The sequence below is a fragment of the Nostoc sp. 'Peltigera membranacea cyanobiont' 213 genome (genome assembly GCF_002245975.1).
Lineage (GTDB): Bacteria > Cyanobacteriota > Cyanobacteriia > Cyanobacteriales > Nostocaceae > Nostoc.
Window position 1 is genome coordinate 1 of sequence record NZ_NOLI01000305.1, and the last position, 3,063, is coordinate 3,063.

Annotated in this window: 5 protein-coding genes; 3 read left to right on the forward strand and 2 right to left on the reverse strand. The window is 40.4% G+C overall.

The genetic code is table 11. The annotated features are described in order from the left end of the window. On the forward strand, positions 1-534 hold a 534-nt coding region (locus CDG77_RS34335), incomplete at its 5' end, for a DinB/UmuC family translesion DNA polymerase (RefSeq protein WP_442946463.1). On the opposite strand, the gene CDG77_RS34340 is transcribed toward CDG77_RS34335, so the two are convergent. Continuing rightward, positions 505-708, reverse strand: coding sequence for a CopG family transcriptional regulator (locus CDG77_RS34340; protein WP_094333584.1), 204 nt, complete (start codon positions 706-708; stop codon positions 505-507). The two genes, CDG77_RS34335 and CDG77_RS34340, sit on opposite strands and share 30 nt — an antisense overlap. Before the next feature lie 792 nt (positions 709-1,500). On the opposite strand from CDG77_RS34340, the gene CDG77_RS39290 reads away from it, so the two are divergent. Then, positions 1,501-1,695: a hypothetical protein gene (locus tag CDG77_RS39290; RefSeq protein WP_442946464.1), complete on the forward strand. Its 195-nt coding sequence runs from the start codon at positions 1,501-1,503 to the stop codon at positions 1,693-1,695. A gap of 14 nt (positions 1,696-1,709) precedes the next feature. Next, positions 1,710-1,982, forward strand: coding sequence for a hypothetical protein (locus tag CDG77_RS39295; RefSeq protein WP_442946465.1), 273 nt, complete (start codon positions 1,710-1,712; stop codon positions 1,980-1,982). Here CDG77_RS39295 and CDG77_RS34350 read toward each other — a convergent pair. Then, positions 1,979-2,383 carry a hypothetical protein gene (locus tag CDG77_RS34350; protein ID WP_094333585.1) on the reverse strand — a complete coding sequence of 135 codons (405 nt, stop codon included), beginning with the start codon at positions 2,381-2,383 and terminating at the stop codon, positions 1,979-1,981. The two genes, CDG77_RS39295 and CDG77_RS34350, sit on opposite strands and share 4 nt — an antisense overlap. Positions 2,384-3,063 lie beyond the last annotated feature (680 nt).

Here is a 3,063-nt window from a genome sequence, read left to right on the forward strand (position 1 = left end):
GGAGAGGTGACGGCGGCGAAGATGCACTCACTCGGCATTCACACTGGCGCAGATTTGAAAACGCGATCGCTGACTGAGCTAACACATCATTTTGGTAAAGCTGGTCAGTATTACTACAAAATTGCCAGGGCAGAAGATGACCGCCCAGTTGAAGCAAATCGGGTTCGTAAATCAGTTGGTGCAGAAACCTCATTTGCACAGGACTTAAGCGATGTCGGTCAGATGTTGCAAGAACTCGAACAGATTGCCCAAATTGTCGAGCAACGGTTGGAGCAGCATGAAACGCAAGGACGCACATTAACATTGAAAGTCAAGTTCTCTGACTATCATCAGATAACCCGCAGTAAAACAATGCTTGCTCCCATTAGTGAACTATCTACGATTTTTGAGATAGCTAAAACACTGTTTGAGTCGATTGATCTGGAAAACCGCAGTATTAGGTTGCTGGGTATTTCCTTGTCCAATTTGGATAACGCCAAACAGTTACAAGCGATTCAATTGCCATTATTTCAGAATGGGAACATCATATTTTAGCGTAGATGTAGTCTGTTCAGACGCTGACAACTCGGTTATGGAGAGAGAGCGAATCAACTCCCGAATCACATCAGTTGCAGGTCTACCTGTACTTGCACAATATTTTTCAAGTTTTTCGCTTTCAGCTGATGCAAGATTTATTGTGATTCGTTTGACAGCCCATTTTTTGTTCATGACTTGCTCTATTGATCAAATTTAATGAATTATCTAGACTTGAAATGCCAAGTGCAATACTTAACAAATATATAGATGTTAACCACAGCATACTTGCCGTAAAAACATTTTTAGCACATCCCTCCCCAGAGTATTTACTTATAATCCAAAACTTCACCGATAAATCATCTATATGAACTTTAAAATATTTGAAACGAGCTTGTATTTTTTATAAATATTGTTAAGCAAAGCGCAATCGGAGTGAGCCTTGCAAGAGGCGTATAATCAGCAAGTATTGTCAATTAAGTTTAGTAAACCTTATCTTCATACAATTGCATCTAATATTCATTTGCTCTTTACCCAAAGGTGAAATTGATTAACTACTCTGGATATTGACTTTGATTCAAGCACTATATTTAACTCTATAATTTAAAGAAACCTTAATGTGTCTAGAAAATTTTGTAGGAGCATTAAGGTTTAATAATTTTGGTTCTTCAGTAGCTGTTATGCCAAATTATTAGTTAGACATCAAAACTAAGCTTGACAATAAAGCTAAAAAGCCCGAATCAGTGCTAAACCCCATAAATAACTAGTAAATAGTTTTAGGGATAAACAGATTCTCGTGCGCCAACCACGGTGGGACATTCTTTTGCTTTTTCTTGTGTTTACCCATTTAAGAAGAAATGCAAATATATAAGAAATAGATGAAAAACCCCAACGTTCTCGTGAGGCTGGGGATACATTAGAAAACTCTTCCCCTATCATGACACAACTCAATACTGTCTCAACCACTTACAGTCTGGAGGTGGTAGCATGAACCAACCAACCTCCAAGCGCAAAAGACTCACCCCCACAACTCCCGATAAACCAAAGTCAGCCCTCAAACCAGCACAAGAGCCGGAAAATCCAAGCGCAGTCACGGTTGATGTAGAAGCGGTGGAAGTTCCAGAGATGACCGAGGAAGAACAGAGCGATAAGCCTGGCGGCATGGCTACGCTTACCGCCTAAATCTGGAGCGAAAAGTGGAGAGCGCGTTTGTGGAAGCGGGGAAGGCACTAACTCAGTTACGCGATCGCAAATTATACCGTTCAACGCACAAAACATTTGAGGAATATTGCCGCGTTCGCCCTTGGCGTTGGCGCAGCCATCGCTTTGGATTCACACGTATGGCGGCGGCGCTGAAAATTGCATCTGTGAAGGTGATGGAAAATTTGTCAACCATTGGTTGTCAAAATCCAACTGGATGGTGTCTACACAGACCCAAGAGGCTAGGTTCAATTTTTGCAAGAAATTAGCAATGTCGATCCCGTTTCAAGTCGTAAATGACTTTCTCCAAATACCAGTTTGCCGGCTTCCCAGGATTAATCTGTTGTTGGTGCTTAAGTAATCTGATAGCAACAGAACCGTTACCAGAAAGCAAGCTTAGTAAATCATTCTGTAAACTTTTGCTTGCGCCAGTACCAAAATACTCTACTTCTGGTGGGTGTGTTCGTACCTCTAGGCTTTTGAGTTCTACTATCTGGCATTGCACAAGAGACTCTTTTTGACGTGCTTGCTCCATGAGCTTGTCAAGTTCAGACTTGTTTTGGAGTAGCTGTCTGATTTGCTTGTCCAATTCGGCTTTTTTCTTGTCTACTTGAGACTGTAAATTGCGTACCTCTAATAATTTGTTTTCTAAGTCTGTTAAACTTTGCATAATATTGGATTGATTTCGTTCTCAATCTACCATCTACGGGTTATCCTAATATCAGCATCAGAATATACTCGTAACTACGCAATTTTTTTATAATAATCCAGTTTTTGGCTTAAGGGTAGATAATGCAGTGCTTGAGCGGCAGATGGGTTGCATCAAGGCTGTATTGATGCTGGTGCTTAACTCTTGTGTAACGGCAGTTTCAATATGTTTTGTTATTTCTGCATAAAGAGCAAAAGTTACTAAAGCTGCTGCGTGAAGAAAGCGATCGCATTGGGCTGTCTAGAGTCAAAATTGTTTGTGGCTTATTTGATGACAAGGGGAAGAATTAAGAGATGCAGAGCGCACATTTCCAAGCTGGTTTAACCCAGAGGATATTTACAACCATTTCAACGGGAAGCTAGGGCAAACGCATCTAAATTACTCTTGATCACAACGAAGCTTAAGAACCAACGAAAAAATCTTTCCTTTCGCGTTTGATTATTTTTAAAGCCCCAAAGCGATGCCTGCGGCGGGCTTTGCCTACGCCTAATTTCTTCGCAATAAGCAAAGGTTAATGACAGTATTCTTGGATCTATTGAGAATAGACTTTACTTATTGACATAATGCGGCCGCCCTAAGGGACTTCCAAAGAATAAATTAATCAACAAAAACCAAGAATCCAATTTTAAACAATAATGATA

Bases quoted from the DNA above. Each gene is read 5' to 3' on its own strand.
- CDG77_RS34340 (WP_094333584.1), bottom strand. From the start codon at position 708: ATGAACAAAAAATGGGCTGTCAAACGAATCACAATAAATCTTGCATCA.
- CDG77_RS39290 (WP_442946464.1), top strand. From the start codon at position 1,501: ATGAACCAACCAACCTCCAAGCGCAAAAGACTCACCCCCACAACTCCC.
- CDG77_RS34350 (WP_094333585.1), bottom strand. From the start codon at position 2,383: ATGCAAAGTTTAACAGACTTAGAAAACAAATTATTAGAGGTACGCAAT.